Annotated in this window: 22 protein-coding genes; 4 read left to right on the forward strand and 18 right to left on the reverse strand. The window is 73.3% G+C overall.

What is annotated here, in order from left to right; all coding sequences use genetic code 11:
- Positions 1-222 precede the first annotated feature (222 nt).
- The 9 genes from ACFVXH_RS40500 to ACFVXH_RS40540 all read right to left on the reverse strand — a co-directional run bounded on the left by ACFVXH_RS40500 (position 223) and on the right by ACFVXH_RS40540 (position 9235).
- The gene (locus tag ACFVXH_RS40500; RefSeq protein WP_049652066.1) at positions 223-723 is read right to left on the reverse strand and encodes a GNAT family N-acetyltransferase; all 501 of its coding nucleotides are present in this window, start codon (positions 721-723) and stop codon (positions 223-225) included.
- 206 nt (positions 724-929) lie between these two features.
- A complete protein-coding gene (locus ACFVXH_RS40505) occupies positions 930-1187 on the reverse strand; it encodes a sigma-70 family RNA polymerase sigma factor (protein WP_053112078.1) in 258 nt (85 codons plus the stop codon).
- Between the two features lie 164 nt (positions 1188-1351).
- A complete protein-coding gene (gene argH, locus ACFVXH_RS40510; protein ID WP_387831175.1) occupies positions 1352-2776 on the reverse strand; it encodes an argininosuccinate lyase in 1425 nt (474 codons plus the stop codon).
- Positions 2777-2892: 116 nt separating this feature from the next.
- Complete coding sequence (locus tag ACFVXH_RS40515; protein WP_049652068.1) at positions 2893-3441, reverse strand: arginine repressor; 549 nt, start codon at positions 3439-3441, stop codon at positions 2893-2895.
- Between the two features lie 23 nt (positions 3442-3464).
- Entirely contained in the window at positions 3465-4715 is a 1251-nt protein-coding gene (locus ACFVXH_RS40520; RefSeq protein ID WP_387831176.1) for an acetylornithine transaminase, read from the reverse strand.
- On the reverse strand, positions 4712-5587 hold the full coding sequence (gene argB / locus ACFVXH_RS40525) for an acetylglutamate kinase (RefSeq protein ID WP_049652078.1): 876 nt from the start codon (positions 5585-5587) through the stop codon (positions 4712-4714). Before argB ends, ACFVXH_RS40520 begins: the two co-directional genes overlap by 4 nt.
- Before the next feature lie 144 nt (positions 5588-5731).
- Positions 5732-6904, reverse strand: coding sequence for a bifunctional glutamate N-acetyltransferase/amino-acid acetyltransferase ArgJ (argJ, locus tag ACFVXH_RS40530; protein ID WP_387831177.1), 1173 nt, complete (start codon positions 6902-6904; stop codon positions 5732-5734).
- A complete protein-coding gene (gene argC / locus ACFVXH_RS40535; protein WP_049652071.1) occupies positions 6901-7929 on the reverse strand; it encodes an N-acetyl-gamma-glutamyl-phosphate reductase in 1029 nt (342 codons plus the stop codon). Before argC ends, argJ begins: the two co-directional genes overlap by 4 nt.
- Positions 7930-8023: 94 nt before the next feature.
- Entirely contained in the window at positions 8024-9235 is a 1212-nt protein-coding gene (locus ACFVXH_RS40540; RefSeq protein WP_387831178.1) for a methyltransferase, read from the reverse strand.
- An 80-nt stretch (positions 9236-9315) separates the two neighbouring features.
- Here ACFVXH_RS40540 and ACFVXH_RS40545 point away from each other — a divergent pair, with 80 nt between their 5' ends.
- Together ACFVXH_RS40545 and ACFVXH_RS40550 are read left to right on the forward strand one after the other, a co-directional pair.
- Positions 9316-9738 carry a VOC family protein gene (locus tag ACFVXH_RS40545; RefSeq protein ID WP_074002352.1) on the forward strand — a complete coding sequence of 141 codons (423 nt, stop codon included), beginning with the start codon at positions 9316-9318 and terminating at the stop codon, positions 9736-9738.
- A 9-nt stretch (positions 9739-9747) separates the two neighbouring features.
- Positions 9748-10122: an RNA-binding S4 domain-containing protein gene (locus tag ACFVXH_RS40550; RefSeq protein WP_074002351.1), complete on the forward strand. Its 375-nt coding sequence runs from the start codon at positions 9748-9750 to the stop codon at positions 10120-10122.
- Between the two features lie 14 nt (positions 10123-10136).
- On the opposite strand, the gene ACFVXH_RS40555 is transcribed toward ACFVXH_RS40550, so the two are convergent.
- From ACFVXH_RS40555 to ACFVXH_RS40565, 3 genes are all read right to left on the reverse strand, one after another.
- Positions 10137-10646 carry an FBP domain-containing protein gene (locus ACFVXH_RS40555; protein WP_049652075.1) on the reverse strand — a complete coding sequence of 170 codons (510 nt, stop codon included), beginning with the start codon at positions 10644-10646 and terminating at the stop codon, positions 10137-10139.
- Between the two features lie 44 nt (positions 10647-10690).
- Positions 10691-11245, reverse strand: a complete 555-nt coding sequence (locus ACFVXH_RS40560; RefSeq protein ID WP_387831179.1) for a phosphohydrolase — start codon at positions 11243-11245, stop codon at positions 10691-10693.
- Between the two features lie 146 nt (positions 11246-11391).
- Positions 11392-12276, reverse strand: coding sequence for an SAM-dependent methyltransferase (locus tag ACFVXH_RS40565; protein WP_079272094.1), 885 nt, complete (start codon positions 12274-12276; stop codon positions 11392-11394).
- Positions 12277-12486: 210 nt separating this feature from the next.
- Between ACFVXH_RS40565 and ACFVXH_RS40570 the strand changes: the two genes are divergently transcribed.
- On the forward strand, positions 12487-13401 hold the full coding sequence (locus ACFVXH_RS40570) for a polysaccharide deacetylase family protein (RefSeq protein ID WP_380779388.1): 915 nt from the start codon (positions 12487-12489) through the stop codon (positions 13399-13401).
- 42 nt (positions 13402-13443) lie between these two features.
- Here the strand turns inward: ACFVXH_RS40570 and ACFVXH_RS40575 are convergent, their stop codons facing one another.
- The gene (locus ACFVXH_RS40575; protein WP_074002350.1) at positions 13444-14262 is read right to left on the reverse strand and encodes an SDR family NAD(P)-dependent oxidoreductase; all 819 of its coding nucleotides are present in this window, start codon (positions 14260-14262) and stop codon (positions 13444-13446) included.
- A gap of 304 nt (positions 14263-14566) precedes the next feature.
- Between ACFVXH_RS40575 and ACFVXH_RS40580 the strand changes: the two genes are divergently transcribed.
- Complete coding sequence (locus ACFVXH_RS40580) at positions 14567-15436, forward strand: 3-hydroxybutyryl-CoA dehydrogenase (RefSeq protein WP_049649865.1); 870 nt, start codon at positions 14567-14569, stop codon at positions 15434-15436.
- A gap of 72 nt (positions 15437-15508) precedes the next feature.
- Here the strand turns inward: ACFVXH_RS40580 and ACFVXH_RS40585 are convergent, their stop codons facing one another.
- The 5 genes from ACFVXH_RS40585 to ACFVXH_RS40605 form a co-directional block, all read right to left on the reverse strand.
- The gene (locus tag ACFVXH_RS40585) at positions 15509-16351 is read right to left on the reverse strand and encodes a chitosanase (protein ID WP_387831180.1); all 843 of its coding nucleotides are present in this window, start codon (positions 16349-16351) and stop codon (positions 15509-15511) included.
- 248 nt (positions 16352-16599) lie between these two features.
- Positions 16600-19101 (reverse strand): phenylalanine--tRNA ligase subunit beta, encoded by a 2502-nt coding sequence (gene pheT / locus ACFVXH_RS40590; RefSeq protein ID WP_380741460.1) that lies wholly within the window; start codon positions 19099-19101, stop codon positions 16600-16602.
- Positions 19101-20222: a phenylalanine--tRNA ligase subunit alpha gene (pheS, locus tag ACFVXH_RS40595; RefSeq protein ID WP_049649868.1), complete on the reverse strand. Its 1122-nt coding sequence runs from the start codon at positions 20220-20222 to the stop codon at positions 19101-19103. The genes pheT and pheS overlap by 1 nt, the downstream gene beginning before the upstream one ends.
- Positions 20223-20394: 172 nt before the next feature.
- Positions 20395-21498 carry an ATP-binding protein gene (locus ACFVXH_RS40600; RefSeq protein ID WP_049649869.1) on the reverse strand — a complete coding sequence of 368 codons (1104 nt, stop codon included), beginning with the start codon at positions 21496-21498 and terminating at the stop codon, positions 20395-20397.
- A gap of 117 nt (positions 21499-21615) precedes the next feature.
- A complete protein-coding gene (locus tag ACFVXH_RS40605; RefSeq protein WP_049649870.1) occupies positions 21616-22482 on the reverse strand; it encodes an RNA methyltransferase in 867 nt (288 codons plus the stop codon).
- Positions 22483-22496: the final 14 nt, after the last annotated feature.

A 22496-nucleotide genomic window follows, 5' to 3' on the forward strand; every position in this document is an offset into this window, starting at 1 on the left:
ACACATGGCACGCTCACCTGCCGGCAGGGTGCCGGTGGGGGTCCAGTTCGTCGTCGCAGTCATGTGAGCCAGTAAAACAGATGGGTTGATTCCTGCCCAATTGTTTCCCGAAGCTGTCCGCATTGCGGACACTCACCACCGTTGACCAGCGCGGATACGGCTCGGCGCCGCCACCGGTGGTCCGGATGGTGGCGGCGCCGGGAGAGCGCGGGGGCGGCGGGCTCAGGCCGTCGCGGCGAGCGGCTCGGCGGCCGCCTTCTCCAGGTGGACGAAGCTCAGCCGGGTGCTGACCTGCTCGACCCGGGTCTGACGGTACCCCTGCCGAGCGTACAGCCGCAGGTTGCCCAGGCTGCGGTGGCCGGTGAACAGCCGGTAGGCGCTCACCCGGCCGTCCTGGGCCAGGCGGCGCTCCAGCGCGTCCAGCAGGCGGCCGCCGAGGCCGTGGCGCTGCATCCGCGGATGGACCACCAGGCGCCCTATCCGGCCGACGCCGTCGGCGCCGACGTGGCCGCGGACGGTGCCGACCACCTCGTCGCCCAGCCGGGCGACCAGGAAGTGCTGCTCGGACAGTTCGGCGCGCAGGCTCTCCAGGCTCTGTGTCAGGGGCTCGATCGCCCAGTCGCCGTACAGCTCGGCCTCGGGCTGGTAGCCGAGGTACTGGAGCTTGAGGATCTGCTCCGCGTCCTCGGCCTCCGCGGCCGAGATGATCACGCTCATGCCCATGTGGAGGGGCCTCCCCAGTCGTCGTGCGCGGCGCGCGGAGGGTAGGCGCGCTCACGCTCAGTATCCGAGTGATCGCGCCACCGTCAAGGGCTGCGTTCGCCAGCGCTCTACCCGGGTGTCAGCTTCCCTCAACCTTCGCGGGGGCGGACGTGAGGAGGGTCACCTCCCGTGCCGCACACGTTCCGCTCGGTCGCACGGGCTTGCGCTCAGGGGTAGCGCTCGGTGTGGAGCAGCATCCGCAGGCAGGCCAGGCAGCGGGAGCGGGTGGGGCCGATCGAGCCGCGCGGCATGCCGAGCCGCTCGGAGAGCTCACGGTAGGTGGGCGGCGGATCCTCGGCGAGCGCGGCCATCAGCTGCGGACAGCGGCCGGGCAGGGCGGCGACGGTCTCGCGGACCGCGCGGCGGCGACACTCGTCGAGGTAGACGTCCTCGGCGGAGGGGGCGAAGGGGAGGGCGGTGCACACACCGTGCATGACGGCCCGGGGCGGGGCCGGTTACGCCCGGGCCGGGGCACGGACGCGGGAGGGGCGCGCCGGTCGGACCGCCGCGCCCCTCCCCCGTCGCGCCGGGGATCGGCCCCGTCGCGGAGGCTCGGCCCCTCGTCCGGGACCGGCCCCGCCGTCCGGGATCAGCCCCGCGCCCACTCCTGCTGCCGCGCCAGGTCCGCCTTCACCTCGGCGAGCTGGACCGCGACCGCCGAGGGGGCCGTTCCGCCGCGCCCGTCGCGGGAGGCGATGGCGCCGTGGACGCTGAGCACCGAGCGCACCTCGGGCGTCAGGTGCCCGGAGATCGCGGCGAACTGCTCGTCCGTCAGGTCGGACAGCTCGATGCCCTCGGCCTCGCAGACCTTGACGCAGGCGCCGGCCACCTCGTGCGCGACCCGGAACGGCACGCCCTGCTTGACCAGCCACTCGGCGATGTCGGTGGCGAGCGAGAAGCCGGCCGGGGCCAGCTCCTCCAGCCGCTCCCGGTGCACGGTGAGGGTGGCCATCATCCCGGTGAACGCGGGCAGCAGCACCTCCAGCGTGTCGCAGGAGTCGAAGACCGGCTCCTTGTCCTCCTGGAGGTCCCGGTTGTAGGCGAGCGGCAACGCCTTGAGGGTGGCCAGCAGGCCGGTCAGGTTGCCGATCAGCCGGCCGGACTTGCCCCGGGCGAGCTCGGCGATGTCCGGGTTCTTCTTCTGCGGCATGATCGAGGAGCCGGTGGAGAAGGCGTCGTGCAGCGTGATGAAGCCGAACTCCTTGGTGTTCCAGATGATCACCTCCTCCGCGATCCGGGAGAGGTTGATGCCGATCATCGCGGTCACGAAGGCGAACTCGGCGACGAAGTCGCGCGAGGCGGTGCCGTCGATGGAGTTGCCGACCGAGCCGCCCTCGAAGCCGAGGTCGGCGGCGACGGCCTGCGGGTCGAGGCCGAGCGAGGAGCCGGCCAGCGCGCCGGAGCCGTACGGCGAGACGGCGGTGCGGGCGTCCCACTGGCGCAGCCGCTCGGCGTCCCGGCCGAGGGCCTGCACGTGCGCGAGGACGTGGTGGGCGAAGAGCACCGGCTGGGCGTGCTGGAGGTGGGTGCGGCCGGGCATCGCGGTGTCCGGGTGCGCCTCGGCGAGGCCGACCAGGGCCTGCTGGAGGTCGAGCAGCAGGCCGCCGATGGTCTTCGCGTGGTCCCGCAGGTACATCCGGAACAGGGTGGCGATCTGGTCGTTGCGCGAGCGTCCGGCCCGCAGCTTGCCGCCGAGGTCGGGGCCGAGGCGCTCCAGCAGGCCGCGTTCCAGGGCGGTGTGCACGTCCTCGTCGGCGACGGTGCCGGTGAAGGTGCCCGCCTCGACGTCGGCGAGCAGCTCGTCCAGGCCGGCCAGCATGCCGGCCAGCTCCTCGTCGGAGAGCAGGCCGGCCTTGTGCAGGACCCGGGCGTGGGCCTTGGAGCCGGCGATGTCGTACGGCGCGAGGCGCCAGTCGAAGTGGACCGAGGCCGAGAGCCTGGCCAGCGCCTCGGACGGGCCGTCGGCGAAGCGCGCACCCCAGAGGCGGACGTCGGAGGACTGCTCGGCGGTCATCGCGGTGGCTCCTTCATGCATGTGCAGTGGGTGGCATAAGTATGCACGACGCCGTATGAAACACAAAACCCCGGCCGGACGGTCTCCGTCGGCCGGGGTTTCGCGCGTTCGAGGTGCTACTGCGCCTTCGCCTGGGCGAGTTGCATGAGGTGGTCGGCGAGCGCCTGCCCGCCGGCCGGGTCCCGGCTGATCAGCAGGACGGTGTCGTCGCCGGCGATGGTGCCGATGATCTCGAACACCTCGGCCTGGTCGATCGCCGAGGCCAGGAACTGGGCGGCGCCCGGCGGGGTGCGCAGCACCACCAGGTTGCCGGAGGCCGTCGCGGAGACCATGAGCTCGCCGGCCAGCCGGGCCATCCGGCCCTCGCTGGCCGACTCGCCCATCGGCGCGCGCGGCGTGCGGTCGCCGCCCTCGGCCGGGACGGCGTAGATCAGCGCGCCGTCCCGGTTGCGGATCTTGACCGCGCCCAGCTCGTCCAGGTCCCGGGAGAGGGTGGCCTGGGTGACCACGAGTCCGTCGTCGGCGAGCAGCTTGGCGAGCTGGCTCTGCGAACGCACGGGCTGGCGGGTGAGCAGGTCCACGATCCGCCGGTGGCGCGCGGTGCGGGTCTGCGGGACCTGCGGCGTCGGGCCTGCGGCGGACGGGCCGGAGTGGGAAGCGGTCATGTGATTATTCTCCCGGACGACGGTCAATTCGCATCGGCCGGGGCGCCCTCGCGCACCGTCCGGAGGATGCCCGGCAGCGCGGCCAGGAAGGCGTCCGCCTCCTGCTCGGTCAGCACCAGCGGCGGGGCCAGCCGGACGGCGTCCGGGACGGCCGCGTTGACCAGGAAGCCCGCCTCCTGCGCGGCGGCCTGGACCTGCGCCGAGACCGGCTCGGTGAGCACGATGCCGAGCAGCAGGCCCGCCCCGCGCACGTGCGAGACCAGCGGGTCGCCGAGCGCCTCGACGCCCTGCCGCAGCCGCTCGCCGAGCTTGCGGACGTGCTCCAGCAGGCCCTCGGACTCGATGGTGTCCAGCACCGCGAGCCCGGCCGCGGCGGCCACCGGGTTGCCGCCGAAGGTGGTGCCGTGCTGGCCCGGAGTGAGCAGCTCGGCGGCCGGCCCGAAGGCCAGCACCGCGCCCATCGGCAGGCCGCCGCCGAGCGCCTTGGCCAGGGTGACCACGTCCGGCTCCACGCCCTCGTCCGCCTGGTGGGCGAACCAGTGGCCGGTGCGTCCGACGCCGGTCTGGATCTCGTCCAGCACCAGCAGGGTGCCGGTGGCCCGGGTGATCTCGCGGGCCGCCTTCAGGTAGCCCTCGGGCAGCGGGATCGCGCCGTTCTCGCCCTGGACGGGCTCCAGGAAGACGGCGGCCGTCTCGGTGGTGACGGCCGCGCGCAGCGCCTCGACGTCGCCGAGCGGGACGTGGGTGACGTCGCCGGGCAGCGGGCGGAACGGGTCCTGCTTGGCGGGCTGGCCGGTGAGCGCGAGGGCGCCCATGGTCCGGCCGTGGAACGCGCCCTGGAGGGCGACCAGGTGGGTGCGGCCGGTCCGCCGGCTGATCTTGAAGGCGGCCTCGTTGGCCTCGGCACCGGAGTTGCAGAAGAACACCCGGCCGCCCGGGCGGCCGTCCAGCTCCAGCAGCCGCTCGGCGAGCGCGATGGTGGGCTCGGCCATGAAGAGGTTGGAGACGTGGCCCAGGGTGGCGATCTGCCGGCTCACCGCCTCGACGACGGCCGGGTGGGCGGTGCCGAGGGCGTTGACGGCGATGCCGCCGAGCAGGTCGGTGTACTCCTTGCCGTCGGCGTCCCAGAGCTTGCTGCCCTCGCCGCGCACCAGCGGGATGCGGGGGGTGCCGTAGTTGTCGGTGAAGGCGTGCTGCCAGCGCTCGGCGAGCTGCTCGTTGTGGGTCGTACCCGTCGCGCCGGTCGTGCTGTCGGTGCCAGTCGTGCCGCTCATGCCAGTCCCCCGGTCACGGTCGTTTCGTCGTCCGGCACGACCATCGTGCCGATGCCCTCGTCGGTGAAGATCTCCAGCAGCAGGCTGTGCTGGACCCGGCCGTCCAGGACGCGGGCGGTGCCCACGCCGGAGCGGACGGCCCGCAGGCAGCCCTCCATCTTGGGGAGCATGCCGCTGGCCAGCTCGGGCAGCAGCTCCTCCAGCTCGCTCGCGCTGAGCTGGCTGATCACGTCGTCGGATTCCGGCCAGTCCTTGTAGAGGCCCTCGACGTCGGTGAGGACGACGAGCATCTCGGCGCCGAGCGCGACCGCGAGGGCGGAGGCGGCGGTGTCGGCGTTGATGTTGTAGACGTGGCCGTCGGTGCCGCGGGCGATCGAGGAGATGACCGGGATGCGGCCGTCGGCGATCATCGCCTTCACGGCGCCGGCCTCGATGTTGACGATGTCGCCGACCAGGCCGATGTCGACCTGCTCGCCGTCCACCACGGCGTAGCGCTTGACCGCCGTCATGGTGTGGGCGTCCTCGCCGGTCATGCCGACCGCGAACGGGCCGTGCTCGTTGAGCAGGCCGACCAGCTCGCGCTGCACCTGGCCGGCCAGCACCATCCGGACCACGTCCATGGTCTCCGGGGTGGTGACCCGCAGGCCGTTGGTGAAGCTCGACTCCAGGCCCAGCCGGTCGAGTTGGGCACTGATCTGGGGGCCGCCGCCGTGCACCACGACGGGGTGCAGCCCGGCGTAGCGCAGGAAGACGACGTCCTGGGCGAAGGCGGACTTGAGGCTGTCGTCCACCATGGCGTTGCCGCCGAACTTGATCACGACGGTCTTGCCGTGGAAGCGCTCCAGCCACGGCAGCGCCTCGATCAGCGTCATGGCCTTGGGCAACGCGGTGTTGTTGCGGGCCTGTTCGCCCTTGGGTGCGATCTGCACGGGTTTCCCTCGTCGATGGGGGGGTCCCCCCGGCCGCGGGCCGGGGGGATGTCGCGGATCAGGCGGGCTCGGGTGGAGCGGCGCGGATCAGGTCGAGTAGGCGCTGTTCTCGTGGACGTAGTCGGCCGTCAGGTCGTTGGTCCACAGCGTGGCGCCCGCCGTACCGGCGTTGAGGTTCGCGGTGATGACGACCTCGCGGCCCTTCATGTCGACCAGGGCGCGGTCCTCGCCGACGCCGCCGGACTTGCAGACCCAGACGCCGTTGATGGCGACGTCCAGCCCGTCCGGGTCGAAGGCGGCGGAGGTGGTGCCGATCGCGGCCAGCACCCGGCCCCAGTTGGGGTCCTCGCCGTGGATGGCGCACTTGAGCAGGTTGTTGCGGCTGATCGTCCGGGCGACCTCGACCGCGTCGTCCTCGGTGGCGGCGCCGGTGACGTCGATCCGGATCTCCTTGCTCGCGCCCTCGGCGTCGCCGATCAGCTGGCGGGCCAGGTCGGCGCTGACCGTGCGGACGGCCTCGGCGAACTCGGCCCGGTCCGGGACGGTGCCGGAGGCGGCGGAGGCGAGCAGCAGCACGGTGTCGTTGGTCGACATGCAGCCGTCGGAGTCGATCCGGTCGAAGGTGGTGCGGGTGGCGCCGCGCAGCGCGTCGTCCAGGGCGGCGCTGTCCAGGTCGGCGTCGGTGGTGAGGACGACCAGCATGGTGGCGAGGCTCGGGGCGAGCATGCCCGCGCCCTTGGCCATGCCGCCGACCGTCCAGCCGGCCGGGCTGGTGTACTCGGCGGTCTTGTGCACGGTGTCGGTGGTCTTGATGGCGATCGCGGCGGCCTCGCCGCCGTCCTCGCCGAGCGCGCCGGCGGCCAGGGCAACGCCGGGCAGCAGGAGGTCCATCGGCAGCCGGACGCCGATCAGGCCGGTGGAGGCGACGGCGACCTCGCCCGCGTTGAGGCCCAGCTCCGCGGCGGCCTTCTCCGCGGTGGCGTGGGTGTCCTGGAAGCCGAGCGGGCCGGTGCAGGCGTTGGCGCCACCGGAGTTGAGGACGACGGCGGAGACCTGGCCGCCCTTGAGGACCTGCTCGGACCAGAGCACCGGCGCGGCCTTGACCCGGTTGGCGGTGAAGACGCCGGCCGCGGCGAGCGAGGGGCCGTCGTTGACCACCAGGGCGAGGTCGGGGGTGCCGGAGGCCTTGATGCCGGCGGTCACACCGGCGGCCCGGAAGCCCTTGGCGGCGGTCACTCCGACGTTGGTGCTCTTGCTCACGGTGCGACTCCGTTCACGGGCAGGCCGAGCTCCTCGGGCAGGCCCAGGGCGATGTTCATGCTCTGCACCGCGCCGCCGGCGGTGCCCTTGACCAGGTTGTCGATCGCGCTGATCGCGATGATCCGCCCGGCGGCGGCGTCCAGGGCGACCTGGACCAGGGCGGTGTTGGCGCCGTAGACGCTGCTGGTCTGCGGCCACTGCCCCTCGGGCAGCAGGTGGACGAAGGGCTCGTCCGCGAACGCCTCGGTGTAGGCGGCGCGCAGGCTCCGGGCCGTCACCCCGGGCCTGGCCTTGGCCGAGCAGGTGGCGAGGATGCCGCGCGGCATCGGGACGAGGGTGGGGGTGAAGGAGACGGTGACCGGCTCGCCCGCGACCGGGGAGAGGTTCTGCGCCATCTCCGGGGTGTGCCGGTGGACGCCGCCGACGCCGTACGGGCTGACGCTGCCCATCACCTCGCTGCCCAGCAGGTGCGGCTTGGCGGCCTTGCCGGCGCCGGAGGTGCCGGAGGCGGCGACCACCACGGCCTCCGGTTCGGCGAGCTGCGCGGCGTAGGCGGGGAACAGCGCCAGGGAGACGGCCGTCGGGTAGCAGCCGGGTACGGCGATCCGGTTGCTGCCCTTCAACGCGGCGCGGTGGCCGGGGAGTTCGGGCAGGCCGTAGGGCCAGGTGCCGGCGTGCGCGGTGCCGTAGAACTGCTCCCAGTCGGCGGCGGCCTTGAGCCGGAAGTCGGCGCCGCAGTCGATCACCAGGACGTTCGGGCCGAGCTCCTCGGCGACGGCGGCGGACTGACCGTGCGGCAGGGCCAGGAACACCACGTCGTGGTCGGCCAGCACCTCGGGGGTGGTGGCTTCGAGGACGCGGTCGGCGAGCGGGCGGAGGTGCGGCTGGAGCAGGCCCAGCCTGGTGCCCGCGTTCGAGCCGCCGGTCAGCGCCCCGATCTCCATCTCCGGGTGGCCGAGCAGCAGGCGCAGCACCTCGCCGCCCGCGTAACCGCTCGCGCCGGCGACGGCGACTCGCAATGCCATGGCGTTCCTCCTTAGTCTTGGCATGAATATACGCGTGACGGAAAATTCATGCAAGGAGGTTGTGCCGGACCCCCGCCGGGGCGGGGTGCCCGGGTCAGCGCTTGACGGCCCGCAGCACCACGAACTTGGGGTTCCCGGCGACGAGTTGGCAGTTGCCGAAGAGGCGGCGCAGCTTGACGTGGTAGCCGAGGTGGCGGTTGCCGACCACCCAGAGCTCGCCCCCGGGGCGCAGCGCCCGCTTGGCGCCGGTGAACATCCGCCAGGCGGTGGCGTCGGTGGTGGCCTGGTGGGAGTGGAACGGCGGGTTGTTGAGCACCAGGTCCACCGAACCGGGGGCGACCACGTCCCGGGCCAGGGCGTCGGCGGCCAGGAACTCGGCCGGGGCGTCCGGGCCCAGGTTGGCGCGGAAGGTCTCCTCGGCGGAGGCCACCGCCTGGTGCGACTCGTCCACGAACACCAGCTCCGCGCCGGGCCCGGCCAGCGCGGCGGCCGTGCCGACCACGCCGTTGCCGCAGCCGAGGTCCACCACCCGGGCGCCGGGGGCGGGGACGGGCAGGTGGGCGAGGAGGAAGCGGGTGCCGATGTCGAGCCGGTCGGCGCAGAAGGTGCCCGCGTGGTTGACGACGGTACGGCCGGAGGCGGGGCCGATGTCCTGGGGCAGCGCGTAGCGGTGCGGCCACGGGTTGGGGCCGGGGTCCAGCGCCCGGTCCGGGGTGCAGAAGACCAGCCGGGCCTTGCGGGCGGCCAGCGAGGTGCGGGTCGGGCCGAGGATCCGCTCGAAGAGCCGAAGCGTGGAGGTGTGGATCTCGGTGACCATGCCGGTGCCGATCACCACGGTGCCCTCGTGGACGGCGGGGGCGAGCCGGTGCAGCTGGTCCTCCAGCAGGGCCAGGCTCTTGGGCACGCGCACCAGCAGCACGTCGATCCGCTCCGGCGGGGTGTCACGGGTGGTGAGCAGCCGGGACTCGTCGACGGCGGCGCCGGCCCGGGCCAGGTTGGCCAGGGTGGCCTGCCGGCCGAGGTGGGAGTCGGTGATCTGGACCGGCCGGTACTCGGCGAGCGCGGTGGTCAGCGCGCCCCAGCGGTCGCCGAGGACGGCGACCGTCCGGCCGGCCAGCTCCGTCGCGGTGCCGGCCGCGCTGTCGGCCTCGCCCGCGAGGTGGCGCAGCAGGTACTCGTCGGCGGCGTCCCAGGCCCGCAGCCGCTCGCGCGGGTCCTCGGGGAAGCGGGTGAGCGCGAAGGCGCCCCACGGGGTGGTGAAGGAGGTGTCCGGCGGGGTCGCGGCGGGCGTGGTCTGGGGATTCATCGTGTTCTCAGGCTATCCGACGGTCCCGGGGGCGGTTACGGACGGATACTGGAAGGGCCCGGCCGAGAGAGGTGAGGGCGATGGAGTGGAAACTCGAAGTCGTGGTGGTCCCAGTCTCCGACGTGGACCGCTCGAAGCTCTTCTACGAGGAGCAGGCCGGGTTCACCGTCGACCACGACACCCTGTTGCGGGACGGGATCCGGGTGATCCAGTTGACGCCCCCGGGTTCGGCCTGCTCCATCGTGGTGGGCAAGGGGGTGATCGACTCGCCGCCCGGATCGGTCAAGGGACTCCAGCTGGTGGTGCCGGACATCGAGAAGGCGCACGCCGAACTGGTGGCCCGCGGTGTGCAGGTCAGCCCGGTCCAGCACTTCGTGGCCGGGGCCCGGGTGGACGGGCACGGCGAGGCGTGGAACAACTTCCTGTTCTTCAACGACCCGGACGGGAACGGCTGGGCGATCCAGGAGGCGCCGCCCGCGGGCGGGCAGGCCGTCCTTGGGTAGGCTCCCAGGATGGCTGAACACGAGGGAAGCGTGCGGGTGGACAGCTGGATCTGGTCGGTCCGGCTGGTCAAGACGCGGGCGCTGGCGGCGGCCGCCTGCCGGGCCGGGCACGTCCGGGTGAACGGCGAGCGGGCCAAGCCCGCCCAGACGCTGAAGCCCGGGGACGAGGTGCGGCTCCGCGAGGAGGGCCACGAACGGGTCGTGGTGGTGAGCAAGCTGATCCGCAAGCGGGTCGGCGCCGTCGTCGCGGCGGAGTGCCTGGTCGACAACAGCCCGCCGCGGCCGCCGCGCGAGTTCGTCGCGGCGGCCGGGACGCGGGACCGCGGGGCCGGGCGGCCGACCAAGCGGGAGCGCCGCGACCTGGACCAGCTGCGCGGGCACTGAGCGGCGCGGAGCCGCTACGCGACGTCCGCGGTGGCGAGCACCTTGGCGAGGAAGCCGCCGAGGTTGCCCACCGTACGGTCGATCTGCAGCTCCAGCGGCAGCGACTCGTCGGGCCGGGTGACCAGCGTGGACTTCTTCAGCCCGCGCACGTAGAGCGAGCAGGCCAGGTCGGCGCAGATGTACGTGCCGACCGTGTTGCCCTCGCGCCCGGCCGCCCCGGCCCGGCGGGCGGCGAGCAGCGCGACCCCCGACCCGGCGTGCGCGGTGATGCACAGCGAGCACACGTTGGTCTTGGTCAGGCTGCGCCGGATCACCGAGGAGCGCAGCGTCACGCCGACCGGCTCGCCCTCGTACGGCGCCACCAGGTACGCCCGGTCGGGCGCGCCCTGGTCCCGCCAGCCGAGGAAGTCCAGCTGCTCCCAGGGCAGTTCGGCCAGACCCCGGGGCAGGTGGAGCCGGCGGGCCTCGCCCTTGGAGCAGTTGACGAAGGACGCGCGGATCTCGTTCTCGCTCAGGGGTTCCATGCCGCGGACGCTAACACCGGCCGGCCGGGCCTGTCGCGCCGTTTTCACCCGGTCCGTACCGGGTGGGCGGCCTGGACGGCGAGCCGGCGCGGGGCGTCCTCGCCGATCCGGGTGAGCAGGTCGTCCAGGGCGAGGAAGGCCTCCCAGCGCTCCTTCCCGCCGGCGGCGGCGAGGCGGTCGACGACCAGGTCCTCCAGGTCCTGGACCCGCTTGTTCTTCCAGGCCTTGTCGGCCAGGCCGACCAGCAGGTCCTCGACGGTGGTGCCCGGCTCGTCCCAGCTCGCGTGGGTGCGGGCGAAGCGGGCGAGGTGCTCGGGGACGCCGTGGGCGAGCAGCAGGGCGTGCCCGGCGGGCTCGTGCCGGGAGCCGGGGGCGGAGAGCTCCTCGGGGTGGACGGTCTTGCCGATGTCGTGGGTGGCGGCGCCGTAGAGGACGGCCGTGCGGTCGAAGGCCAGGCCTTCGCGAGCGCAGAACCCGGCGATCTCCTCGGCGACCCGGTGCACCAGCGCGAGGTGGGCGACCAGGCGGGGCGGGGCGTCGACGGCCCGCAGCAGTTCGGCGACGTCGGCGGGCAGCGGCGGCAGGGCGGTGGTGGTCACGCCGCAGGGTAGCCGCGGGGGTGAGGGGTTGTCAGTGGGGTTCCGTAGCCTTCGACGGTCCGGTCCCGGCGTAGGAGGGAGGCGCCGGGACCGGGCGCGCGAACGGCTGCCGTTCGAAGCGGACGGCTGCCGTTCCAAGCGGACGGCTACCGCTTGAAGGCGACGCCGGCGTACGCCGAGACGTCCTGCCAGCCCTCGGGGAGTTCGGAGGTCGGCACGTGGCCCGCGACGGGGCGCCAGAGCGGGAGCTGGACGAGCCCGGGGCCGACGAAGTCGAAGTCGCCGAAGAAGGGCTCGACGCCGGAGCGCGGGCGCAGCACGAGCGGGGCGCTGGCGCTGCGGTAGATGCGGGTGCCCTCGGCGGCGCTCTCGCGGGAGGCGAAGTCGGGGCTGCCGTGGGAGAGGATCAGCGCGCTGCCGGGGGCGAGCGCGTCGCGCAGGGTGCGGACGATCTGCTGGGCGCCCTCCTCGTCGCGGATGAAGTGCAGGACGGCGACCAGCATCAGCGCGACCGGCTGGGAGAGGTCGACGGCGCCGGCCAGCCCGGGGTGGCCGAGGATCGTGGCCGGGTCGCGCAGGTCGGCCTCGATCACCGAGGTGTGCCCGGCGGGGTGGCCGGCCAGCAGGGCGCGGGCGTGGGTGGCGACGATCGGGTCGTTGTCCACGTACACCACCCGGGCGTCCGGGGCGACCCGCTGGGCGACCTCGCTGGTGGAGCCGACCGCCGGGATGCCGGTGCCGATGTCGACGAACTGGCGCACGCCCCGGCCGGCCACGTACTCCACGGCGCGGCCGAGGAACTGCCGGTTGGTGCGGGCCAGCAACGGCAGCGCGGGGTAGGCGGCTATCGCGGCCTGGGCGGCCTTGCGGTCGGCCTCGAAGTTGTCCTTGCCGCCGAGGTAGTAGTCGTACATCCGGGCGGTGTGCGGGACGCCGGTGTCCAGCTCGCTCGGCGGCTGCCAGTCGCCGGTCCTGCCCCAGTCCCACTCGGTGTCCGTGCTCCGGCCGGTCGCCGCGCTGTCCTCGTACATCCTGTCCGCCCCCAATGCGCCATGCCGGAAGAGTTCGGCCACCGCCCGTCCTCACGCGGTGCGCGGTGATCGTATCCAAGGACACGCCGTGGAAACAGCGGGAGTTCAGGTTTACGCAACACCCGGTGACGGAGTGTGTGCACGTCAAGAAGGGTCCGGACGCTCGGCCCGGATCGCCCGCCCGAGCCGTCCTCTCTATGCTGGCTGCCGATGACTGCCGACCGCCGCAGCGTGCTGCGCACCACCGCCCGACTCGCCGCCCTCGCCGCCACCGGGGGGCTGCTGGCTGCCTGCGGCACCGGCACGCTCCGCCGGGCCGACCCGGGGGCGCTCGCCGCGCACCCCGGCACGGTGGACCCGCAGCACACCACCGACCCGGCCTGGAACGGCGGCGAGGGCCCGGCCTCCCCCGAGCCCACCGCCCCGGCGGAGCCCCGGCCCGACGCCGAGCCGACCGCCGCCGCGGCCGCCGCCCAGCCCAGCGCCCCGCCGGCCCCGCCCGCGCTGCCGCCGCTCGCGCCCGGCACCCCGGTCGAGGTCGCGTACGGGCCGCGCACCGGGAAGAACGTGGCGCTCACCGTCCACGGCAGCGGCGACCCGAAGCTGGCCACCGCCCTGCTGGAGATCGCCGAGCAGCGCGGCGCCAAGCTGACCGTGATGGTCGTCGGCAGCTGGCTCGACCAGCAGCCGCAGATGGCCCGGCGGATCCTGGACGGCGGCCACGAGCTGGGCAACCACACCCAGAACCACCTCAACATCTCCGCCATGACACCGGACCAGGCGCGCGCCGAGATCGCCCAGTGCGCGGAGCGCCTGCAGCGGCTCACCGGCTCGATCGGCCGCTGGTTCCGGCCCTCCGCCGCGCAGTACGCCACCCCGATGGTGCGCGAGCAGGCCAAGGCGGTCGGGTACGAGCACGTGCTGTCCTTCGACGTCGACCCGCGCGACTACAACGACCCCTCGGCGGCCGAGCTGCAGCGCCGGGTGCTGAACTCGGTGCGCGGCGGCTCGGTGGTGGCGCTGCACATGGGGCACCAGTGCACGGTGGACGCGATGCCCGGTGTCCTGGACGGCCTGGCCAAGGCGGGGCTCAAGCCGGTGACCGCCAGCCAGCTCTGCGCCTGAGCGGCCGGGACCGGTCTGACGGGCCCCGGGGAACGCCCCGGGTCAGACCATCGGATCGTCGTCCTTGTACGGGCGCAGCCGCAGCGTACGGGCGTCCGCGGCGCGGATCGCGTCCGCCCGGTTGACCAGCTCCTCCAGGTCGTCCCGGCCGGCGTGGATGAACCGCCCGTGCAGTCCGTCGAAGCGGCCCCGGGCGGCGTCCACGGTGACCGCGACCATGTACGGGATGGAGCCCCAGGTCGTCGTCTCCTTGAACATCGGCATCCCGGCGGTCATGTCGGTGGCCACCGCGCCCGGGCTGACGTCGAGGACCACGACGCCGTTGCGGGCGAGCGAGTCCGCCATGTTGTCGGAGAGCTGGAGCAGCGCGCCCTTGGACGTGGCGTACGCGGTGTAGTTGCCGTCCGGGCGCAGCGCGAAGCCGGAGTTGAGGTTGACCACCCGGCCGCTCCGGCGGGCGACCATGCCGGGGAGCACGCAGCGCAGCAGGTTGTAGGGGCCGCGCAGGTTGGTCTCGATCACCTGCCACCACTGGTTCGCGTCGGTCTCCCAGATCGGCACCTCGGCGCGGTCGACCAGGCCGGCGTTGTTGACCAGCAGGTCGATCGGCCCGAGGTCGCGCTCGACCAGCCGGACGGCCTCGCGCACCGAGCCGGGTCGGGTGACGTCGGCGGTCACCGCGACGCCCCGGGAGCCGCGCTTGACGCACTCCTTGAGCGTGTCGGTCAGCGTCTCGTGGGTGCGGCCGACCAGGCCGACGGACATCCCCTCGGCGGCCAGGCCGATGGCGAGCTCCCGGCCGATGCCCCGGCCCGCGCCGGTGATCAGGGCGACCTGTCCTGCGAGCGATCCCGTCGACACCCTGTGCTCCCTTCACGTCCCCGGCCCTGTCCGCGTCCGCCCCCGGCCCCGTCTGCGGCATTCTGTCGGCAGCCGGGCGGAGCGGGCCCCGGGCACACGGGTCCGGGGCCGCTGCCTCACTCGTTCGGGTGAAGCCCGACCCTGGCACTACGCCGGGGAGGGGGTGACCTACTGGCCGGTACGGAGTAGTAACGTCGTCGGGGCGGTGACCGGTGCACCCATTCCGGCACACCGGCCCGTCGTCCAGCAGCTCGCTGGGCCACCCGAAGCTGGGCGACCCCCAGCACCGTCGAAGGGCAACTGAGTGAGTGACATCGCGCGCGTCGGAGTGATCGGCTGCGGTCTGATGGGGTCGGGCATCGCCGAGGTCTTCGCCCGGGCCGGGCTGGACGTCCTGGTGTCGGAGGCCAGCGGTGAGGCGCTGGAGTTCGGCCGCACCCGGCTGACCAACTCCCTGGAGACGGCGGTCAAGCGGGGCAAGCTGAGCCCCGAGCAGCGGGACGAGGCGCTGGCCCGGCTGTCCTTCACCGTCGAGCTGTCCGACTTCGCCGACCGCGACCTGGTGGTCGAGGCCGTCGCCGAGCGCGAGGACGTCAAGGTCAAGATCTTCGAGACCCTGGACCGGGTGGTCGAGCGCCGCGACGCGATCCTCGCCTCCAACACCTCCTCGATCCCGATCGTGAAGCTGGCCGCCGCCACCACCCGCCCGGAGCAGGTGATCGGCCTGCACTTCTTCAACCCGGCGCCGGTGCAGAAGCTGGTCGAGGTCATCCCGACCCTGACCACCTCGGCGACCACCACCGAGCGGGTCGAGGCCTTCGCCTCCCAGGTGCTCGGCAAGGAGCCGATCCGCGCCCGCGACCGGGCCGGCTTCGTGGTCAACGCGCTGCTGGTGCCGTACCTGCTGTCCGCGGTGCGGATGTTCGAGACCGGCGTGGCCACCGCCTCCGACATCGACAAGGGCATGGAGGCCGGCTGCGCCCACCCGATGGGCCCGCTGCGGCTGTGCGACCTGATCGGCCTGGACACCATCGTCTCGATCGCCGAGTCGATGTACGACGAGTACAAGGAGCCGCTGTACGCCGCTCCCCCGCTGCTCTCCCGGATGGTCGACGCCGGCCTGCTGGGCCGCAAGTCCGGCCGGGGCTTCTACGACTACACCGCGAGCGCCTGACACCCCGGCGCGCGCGAACGGCGGGGCCCGGCGGCTGTGAACCAGCCGCCGGGCCCTTTCGCCTTGCCGGCGTCAGCTGTTGATGGCGTAGCTGTCGCCGTAGACCTTCCACTTCAGCGGCGGGTTGAGGTCGAAGTTCTTGGCGTTGAGGAAGACCAGCTGCTCGGTGTCGACCCGGCTGGTGTCGGAGTGCGCCTCCTCCTTCTTCATGACCACCTTGCGGGCGTCCAGGAAGGCCTTGAGGTAGGTGGCCTCGTCGCCGCCCTGGGCGGGGGTCTTGGCCTTCTTCAGGGCGGCGGCGCGGATGCCGCCGAAGCTGTCCGAGCTGTTGCCCGGGCCGTGCATGACGATGGCGTCGTAGTAGGCGAACTGGCCGAGCGCGCGCAGGCCGTCGCTCTTGGCCTGGTTGACGGCGGGGTTGAAGTACACCCGGTCGCGCTCGTCGTTCTGGGCCTGCTGGAAGACGGCGTCCTTGGCGGCGGTGGCCCAGTCCTTCTCGAACGCGGAGCCCAGCCCGGCGTGCGACTCGCTGCCGTTGACCTTCTTCAGGGCCGGCAGGTACTTGGCCAGGATGTTGCCGGGCTTGAGGTCGGTGTAGTGCTGGACCAGGTCCAGCATGTCACCGGTGCCGGAGCAGAAGCCGATGATGCCGGCGGTGTAGCCGCGGCCGTCCTTGATGTCCTCGATGTACTTGTACTGGGCCTTCCAGTCCAGCGACGAGTTCTCCGCGCTGGACACCAGCTGCATGGCGATGTCCTTCTTGTGCTGGTCGTCCAGCCCGACGCCCTTGAGCTGGACGGCGGCGGCGGGCGACGGGGCGGCCTGGGCCGCCGAGGTGGCCGCGACGGTCAGCGGCGCGGCCACCAGGGCGGCGGCGAGGGCGATGCGGAGGGCACGACGGGGCTGAGGGCGCATGGGACGCTCCGATTCCTCGTGGGGTTAGGAAACTTTCCTAACGAGAAAAAGGAAACGCTCTCGGCCCGGCTCCCGCAAGGGTTTTGACCGAACCTCTTCAAGAGATCTTGAAGGCCGGCGGCCGGGTCGCGAGGCCCGGGCGACCGTCCGGTCGAGCCGGGGAAACGGCCGGGACAACACCGGGGAAACGGAGAGGGCCCCGCCCCGGACTCGTGGTCCGGGGCGGGGCCCTCCTCGGCGCTGCCGCGTCAGGCGCCGCGCAGCACCGCGCCGGTGCGGGCGACGGCCTCGGCGACGGCCGCCTCACGGGCGGCGGTGGCCTCGTCGGCGGTCAGCGTGCGGTCGACCGCGCGGAAGCGCAGCGCGTACGCCAGCGACTTCCGGCCCTCGCCGACCTGCTCGCCGGTGAAGACGTCGAACAGCCGGATGGCCTCCAGCAGTTCGCCCGCGCCGGCCCGCAGCGCGGCCTCGACCTCGGCCGCCGGGACGGCGGTGTCGACGATCAGCGCGACGTCCTGGGTGGCCACCGGGAAGCCGGAGACCGCCGGGCCGTTGACGCGCTCGGCGCCGTCCGCCGTCAGCAGGTCGATGTCGATCTCCATCGCGGCGGTACGGGCCGGCAGCCCGAGCGCCTTGACCACCCGCGGGTGCAGCTCACCGGCGTGGCCGACCACCCGGTCGGTGCCGGCCACCAGCAGCTCGGCGCAGCGGCCCGGGTGCCACGGCGCCAACTGGCCCTGGCGGACGGTCAGTTCGACGCCGGCCGCACGGGCCACCGTGCGGGCCGCCTCGACGGCGTCCGCCCAGGAGGCCTGGGATCCCTTGCCCCACCAGCCCGACGGCAGCCGCTCGCCCGCGAGGGCGACGGCGATCCGGCGCGGCTGGTCCGGCAGCGCGGCGTCCAGCGCGGCCAGCTCCTCGTCGCTGGGCCGGTGGTCGACCGCCGGACGCGGGGCCACGCTCAGCTCGTCCTTGGGCAGGAAGACCGTGCCGGTCTCGAAGACCGCCAGGTCGGTGTTGCCCCGGCCGACGTTGCGGCGCAGCGCGCCGAGCAGGCCCGGCAGCAGCGTGGTGCGCAGCGCCGGCTCCTCGTCGTTCAGCGGGTTGACCAGCTTCACCGTGCGGCGGCGCCGGTCGTCCGCCTCCAGGCCGAGCGCCTCGAAGGCGGGCTCGCCGAGGAACGGGTAGTTGTTGACCTCGACGTAGCCGGCCGCGGCCAGCGCGACGCCGATCCGACGGTGCACCCGCTGGGCCTCGGTCAGACCCTTGCCCGGGGGGACGTTCGGCATCCGGGCGGGGACGTTGTCGTAGCCCTCCAGCCGGATGACCTCCTCGGCGAGGTCGTACGGGTCCGTGAGGTCGGGCCGCCAGGTCGGCGGGGTGACCTCCAGGACGTCGGCGCCGGAGACCGAGCAGCCGATCTCCTGCAGGCGCCGGGTGACGGTCTCGCGGCCGTACCCGGTGCCGGCCACCCGGTCGGGCAGGTCGGCGGCGATGGTGATGGTCCGCACCGGGTGCGGGGCCGCGATGTCGGTGACCCCGGCCTCGGCGGTGCCGCCGGCGATCAGGACCAGCAGGTCGACGGCGCGCTGCGCGGCGGCGCGGGTGGCCTCCGGGTCGACGCCGCGCTCGAAGCGCTTGGACGCCTCGGAGGGCAGCTTGTGCCGCTTGGCGCTGCGGGCGATGGCGACCGCGTCGAAGTGCGCCGCCTCGATGATCACCTCGGTGGTGCCCGGGCCTGCGGCCGGGTCGAGGATCTCGGTGGAGGCGCCGCCCATCACGCCGGCCAGGCCGATCGGGCCGCTGTTGTCGCAGATCAGCAGGTCCTCGGCGGAGAGCTTGCGCTCGACCCCGTCGAGGGTGGTGAGGGTCTCGCCCTGCGCCGCCCGGCGGACCGTGATCGGGCCGTCCACGCGCTGCTTGTCGTAGGCGTGCAGCGGCTGGCCGACCTCCAGCATCACGTAGTTGGTGATGTCGACGGTCAGCGAGATCGGGCGGATGCCCGACTTCTGGAGCCGGCGCTGCAGCCAGATCGGGGACTTGGCGTTCGGGTCGACGCCGACGACCGTACGGGCCACGAAGCGGTCGCAGCCGGTCTGGTCGTTGACCTTCACCAGGTAGCCGAAGGAATTCGCCGGCGGCACGTCGAGCAGCGCCGGGTCGGCCAGCGGCAGCCCGTACGCGGCGGCGGCCTCGCGGGCCACACCGCGCATGGACAGGCAGTAGCCGCGGTCCGGGGTGACGGCGATGTCGAGCACCTCGTCGACGAGCTGGAGCAGCTCGATGGCGTCGGTGCCGGGCTCGTACTCCGGCGGGAGCACGATGATGCCGTTGTGGTCGTCGCCCATGCCCAGCTCGCGGGCGGAGCAGATCATGCCGGCCGAGGTGTGGCCGTAGGTCTTGCGGGCCGCGATCGGGAACGGGCCGGGCAGGACGGCGCCCGGGAGCACGACCACGACCTTGTCGCCGACGGCGAAGTTGGTCGCACCGCAGACGATCTCCTGCGGGTCACCGGTGCCGTTGGCGTCGCCGACGTTCACGAAGCAGTGCCGGATCGGCTTCTTGAAGCCGGACAGCTCCTCGATGGAGAGCACCTCGCCGACCACCAGCGGGCCCTTGAAGTCCGCGCCGATCTGCTCGACGGTCTCGACCTCCAGGCCGGCCCGGACCAGGCGCTCCGCGACGTCACGGCCGGTCTCGCCGGCCGGCAGGTCGACGTACTCGCGCAGCCAGGAAAGCGGGACGCGCATCAGATCTCCATCCCGAACGGGAGGGTGAAGCGGACGTCACCCTCGACCATGTCGCGCATGTCGGCGACGTTGTGACGATTCATCAGGATCCGCTCCAGGCCCAGGCCGAAGGCGAACCCGCTGTAGCGGTTCGGGTCGACACCGCAGGCGACCAGCACCCGCGGGTTGACCACGCCGCAGCCGCCGAGCTCGATCCAGCCCTCGGAGGAGCAGGTACGGCAGGGGCGGTCCGGGTTGCCGACGCTCTCGCCGCGGCACACGAAGCACTGGAGGTCGATCTCCGCGCTCGGCTCGGTGAACGGGAAGTACGACGGGCGCCAGCGCAGCTCCAGGCCGCCGCCGATCAGCTTCTCGACCAGCACCTCGATGGTGCCCTTGAGGTCCGCGAAGGTGATGCCCTCGTCCACCGCGAGGCCCTCGACCTGGCGGAAGACCGGGGTGTGGGTGGCGTCCAGCTCGTCCGTCCGGTAGACCCGGCCGGGGCAGACCACGTAGAGCGGGGGCTCGCGGTCGAGCATGGTGCGGGCCTGGACCGGGGAGGTCTGGGTGCGCAGCACCACGCCGGAGTCGGCGGAGCCGTCCGGGGCCTGGACCCAGAAGGTGTCCTGCATCGAGCGGGCCGGGTGGTCCGGGCCCAGGTTGAGGGCGTCGAAGTTGAGCCACTCGGCCTCGACCTCGGGGCCCTCCGCGACCTGGTAGCCCATCGCGACGAAGGTGTCCTCGATGCGCTCGGCCATGGTGGTCAGCGGGTGCCGGGCGCCGCGCGGGGCGCGGTCGTACGGCAGCGTGACGTCCACCGCCTCCTCGACCAGCACGCGGGCGTCCCGCTCCGCCTCCAGCTCGGCCTGCCGCTGGGCGAGGGCCTTGTTGACGGCCCCGCGGGCCTGACCGATCAGCTTTCCGGCGGCCGCCTTGGCGTGCGGGGGCAGGGCGCCGATCTCGCGATTGGCGAGCGAGAGCGCGGAGCGGTCGCCGGTGTGGGCGACCTTGGCCTGCTTCAGCTCGTCCAGGGAGCCGGCGGCGGCGAACGCGGCGACCGCCTCGTCCCGCGCCTGCTCCACCACCTCGGGCTTGAGGGCCTCGACCTCGACCGGGTCGTACGACTTGTTGGGTGCCGACATCTCTATCTTTCCCGTGCTCCTGCTCGTCCGTGCTCAAGGTCTTTGGGCCAACGCCAAAGGTCGAGTGTAGTCGCAGCGTGTATCACCGCTGCCGCGAAGCCCGTCCGGGGGGAACGACGTCCGACCTGCTCGGGATCCCGAAGCAGGCTGTGCTTGGCGTTCACGCACTTTCTCAGAGCATGAAGTCGGGCACCCCGGCGGGCAGGATAAATCGGAACCGGGCGCCGCCGCCGGGCGCGCGGTCGACGCGGATCGAGCCGCCGTGGGCCTCCACGATGCCCTTGACGATGTAGAGGCCCAGGCCCGTACCGCCGCGCTTGGAGCCGCGCCAGAAGCGGGTGAAGACGCGCGGCACCGCCTCCTCGGGGATGCCGCTGCCTTCGTCGCTCACGGTGACCGCCGTACCTTCCACGATGCGGGGCGGGGTGCCGTTGCGCTCCCAGACGGGCGCCTCGACGACCTCCTTGGCCGGTGCCACCTCGATCGTGACAGTTCCCTCACCGTGCCGCACCGCATTTTCCAGCAGGTTGGCCAGCACCTGGTCGACCTTGTCCGGGTCGGCCCACAGGACGGTCAGCGGCTCGCTGATCCGGATGTCGAAGCGGTCCTCGGGGATGCCGGTGGCGACCTTGCGCTCGACGTGCCGGCGCACCGCCGCCGCCAGGTCCACGACCTGCTTGCGCAGCTCCAGCCGGCCGGCGTCGATCCGGGAGATGTCCAGCAGCTCGGCGATCAGCCGGGTGACCCGGTCCGCGTCGGCGTCCACGGTCTCCAGCATCAGCCGCTTCTGCCCGTCGGTGAACCGCTCCCACTTGGCCAGCAGCGTCGCCGTGAAGCCCTTGACGCTCGTCAGCGGGGAGCGCAGCTCGTGCGCCACGGTGGCGATCAGCTCGGCGTGGCTGCGCTCGGTGCGGCGCCGGGCCTCGGTGCCGCGCAGCGCGATCACCAGGCGCTCCAGCGGCCCGCCCGGAGCGCCGCGCACGTACCGGGCGGAGACCAGCACCTCACGCCCGCCGGGCAGCAGCAGGTTGCGCTCCGGCTGGCCGGTGCGGATGGCCAGGCCGCCGTACGGGTCGGTCAGCTGCCACCAGCGGCGGCCGTCCAGGTCCTCCAGCGGGAGGGCGTCCTCCAGCCCGCTGCCGAGCGCGGCCTGCGGGAGCACGCCGGTGAGCCGGGCCGCGGCCCGGTTGAAGCAGACCACCCGGCCCAGCGCGTCGGCGACCACCAGGCCGTCCGGCAGGTCGTCCGGGTCGAGCTCTGGCCCGCTGCCGACCATGGGTTGCCTCCCCGATTACCCACCGTGCCGTTCCCCCCACAGAGGCAGACCCTAGCGTCTCCCAGGCGGGTGTAGTAGGGCTTGCAACGGGGAGATCCCGGTGCGCCCCCGGGTGCGTCAGGCGTTCGAGCGGCAGCCGCCGGGCGAACGCTGCGCCCGGGCCGAGGCGTACAGGCAGACGGCCGCGGCCGTGGCCAGGTTGAGGCTCTCGGCGTGGCCGTGGATCGGAACGCGCACGACCTCGTCGGTGAGCGCGCGGGTCTCCTCCGGAAGCCCCCACGCCTCGTTGCCGAACACCCATGCGCCGGGCGCGCCCAGCGTGCCCTCGTCCAGCTCCTGGTCCAGGTCCCGCTCCCCCGCGCCGTCCGCGGCGAGCACCCGGACACCGGCCTCGCGCAGCCTCCCGACGGCCTCCTCGACCGGCACGCCGACCGCCACCGGCAGGTGGAACAGGCTGCCCACGGAGGCCCGGACGGCCTTCGGGTTGTAGAGGTCCACCGAGGCGTCGGTGAGCACCACGGCGTCCGCGCCGGCCGCGTCGGCGGTGCGCAGCACCGTGCCGGCGTTCCCGGGGTCGCGCACGTGGGCGAGGACCGCGACCAGCTTGGGGCGGGCCCTGAGCACCTCGTCGAACGGGGTGTCGATGAAGCGGCAGAGCGCCACGATGCCCTGCGGGGTCACGGTGTCGCAGATGTCGGCGATCACCTCGTCGGTGGCGGTCAGCACCGGCAGCCCCTCCGCCAGGGCGGCCTCGACGATGCCGGCGTGCCGCTCGGCGGCCTCCTGGGTCGTGTAGACCTCGACCACGGCGTGCTCGCCGCTGCCCGGCAGCCTGCCGAAGGCGACGGCCTCCCGGACGGCCTGCGGGCCCTCGACCAGGAAGCGGCGCTCCTTGCCGCGCTGGCTTCGCTTGGCCAGCCGGCGGGCGGCGACGACGCGCGGCGAGCGCAGGGAGGTCAGCAGGGGGGTGTCGGTGCTCGGCATGGTCTCGATCTCTG

Source organism: Kitasatospora sp. NPDC058184, from assembly GCF_042883725.1.
Classification (GTDB): Bacteria; Actinomycetota; Actinomycetes; order Streptomycetales; family Streptomycetaceae; genus Kitasatospora.